This window comes from Waterburya sp., assembly GCF_058530065.1.
Window position 1 is genome coordinate 1 of the sequence record NZ_JBZNBU010000435.1, and the last position, 2,064, is coordinate 2,064.

Sequence of the window (2,064 nt, forward strand, 5' to 3'; positions counted from 1 at the left end):
TCACTGGTAGTACTGTCTATCGCTTTTTCAATAACGATTCGGGAGTTCATTTTTATACTGCTAGCGAAATAGAAAGAGATGCAGTACAAGAGTTAGACAACTTTAATTTTGAAGGTGCGTCATATTTGGGTGCAGATCCTTTAACGGGACAAGTCCAACCAGTTCCCGTATATCGTTTTCTCAATCAAGATACTGGAGTCCATCTTTATACGGTTTCAGAAGTAGAAAGGGATGCCGTCGAAGAGTTGGAAAACTTTAGTTTTGAGGGAGAAGCCTTTTTTGCTTACGACGGGGAAGTAGAAGGTTCGATTCCGATTTACCGTTTCTTCAACTCCACCACAGGGGCGCATTTCTATACCCCTTCGGCTGCTGAAAGAGATAGTGTAGAAGAAAATCTACCCGACTTTGCTTCGGAGGGAATTGCTTATTATGCCCTGCCTTTAGAAGAATAGAAATATCACTTTAACTTCGATCGCTTTTTTAAAAAACATATAAATATATAGCTGTGGAACAAAATAATTCATTGTTAACTTTTGAAACCTTAAACGAACAACTAGCAGTATCGATCGATGCTGCCGAATTAACTGGTGGTTTGGTAACTATTTCTGGTGTCGCCGCACCAGATTTGGAAATAGATTTAGCAGTCATTTCCTTTGGCTCATTTAGCGACATTTTAACCACAACTCCCGACGCTGGGGGAAATTGGTCGATACAAATACCAGAGACGTTAGATGACAACGAATATACTTTAATAGTTACTCAATTCAATCGCGCTGATAATATTCTGATCTCCGACGACCAAGAAATTTTAACCGTCGAAAATGGCAATTTATCTCTTACCGATAACAACGATAGCGATATTGTTGAAGAGTTACCCGATGATGAAGATAGTGGGAATGGTGGAGAACAACTACCCGACGAGGAAAATAGCAACGATGTGGTAGGAGAACAGCCCAATATCGGAGATGATGAGCTCACTGGTAGTACTGTCTATCGCTTTTTCAATAATAATTCGGGAGTTCATTTTTATACTGCCAATGAAATAGAAAGAGATGCAGTACAAGAACTAGATAATTTTAATTTTGAAGGTGCGTCTTATTTGGGTGCAGATCCTTTAACGGGACAAGTACAAGCAGTTCCCGTATATCGTTTTCTCAATCAAGATACTGGAGTCCATTTATATACGGTTTCAGAAGTAGAAAGGGATGCCGTCGAAGAATTGGAAAACTATAGTTTTGAGGGAGAAGCCTTTTTTGCTTACGACGGGGAAGTAGAAGGTTCGATTCCGATTTATCGTTTTTTTAATTCCACTACGGGGGCGCATTTCTATACGCCTTCCGCTGCTGAAAGAGATAGTGTAGAAGAGAATTTACCCGATTTTGCTTCGGAAGGGATTGCTTATTATGCCTTTCCTTTAGAAGAATAAAAATTAAATACTTAACGGAGGGCAAAAATTAATTCGCCCTCTAAGAATCTTCTTGCCAGGCTTTAGTACAGACTACATATAGTTCTACGCCAAATTCATCGGATTGAATTGATAAAGGTAGGGAACGGAATTTGGAATGGGAAAATAGCTTTTCTAGGTCTTCTGCGGAACGATAAATCGAGTGCCATTCGAGCATATGTTTTAACAACAGGCGATCTGGATTAGCAGCATGAAAATTGCCTAAAATAACCGTTCCATTGGGCAGCAAGCGATCATAAATCCAATCGAGGATGCCGATTAATTCACGATCGCATAAGTAGTTTGCCATACTGACGCTATAGATCATTTGTTGGGGAGGAATATCTATATGACTGTAGCCTTCGGAGAGTAAAAAGAGATTATCTTGGATAAAGGTCAAGCGATCGCGAAAGCCCCATTTATGGGCGATATTAGCAGCAGCAGCTAACTCTTGATGGTTAAAATCAACACAAGTGATATGGGCATTGGGCGGGGCAGTTTGGAAATAAAGATCGAGAATTTCCGATGCCGAACCACTAGCCAAACTAGTAATGGGCATCGGGTTATCTGAAATCCAGCTTTCCTGTAGTTGTTTAATGGTTTCGGTAATAATTCCCCCA

The 2,064-nt window shown here is 40.3% G+C and carries 2 protein-coding genes and 1 pseudogene; 2 read left to right on the forward strand and 1 reads right to left on the reverse strand.

The features are described from left to right. A pseudogene (locus AC33VI_RS23345) lies at positions 1 to 452 on the forward strand (serine protease); the annotation flags it as partial. A 53-nt stretch (positions 453 to 505) separates the two neighbouring features. Beyond that, on the forward strand, positions 506 to 1,426 hold the full coding sequence (locus tag AC33VI_RS23350) for a hypothetical protein (protein ID WP_491784655.1): 921 nt from the start codon (positions 506 to 508) through the stop codon (positions 1,424 to 1,426). A gap of 40 nt (positions 1,427 to 1,466) precedes the next feature. Here AC33VI_RS23350 and AC33VI_RS23355 read toward each other — a convergent pair. Continuing rightward, the coding region (locus tag AC33VI_RS23355; protein WP_491784656.1) for a class I SAM-dependent methyltransferase at positions 1,467 to 2,064 on the reverse strand (598 nt) is incomplete at its 5' end.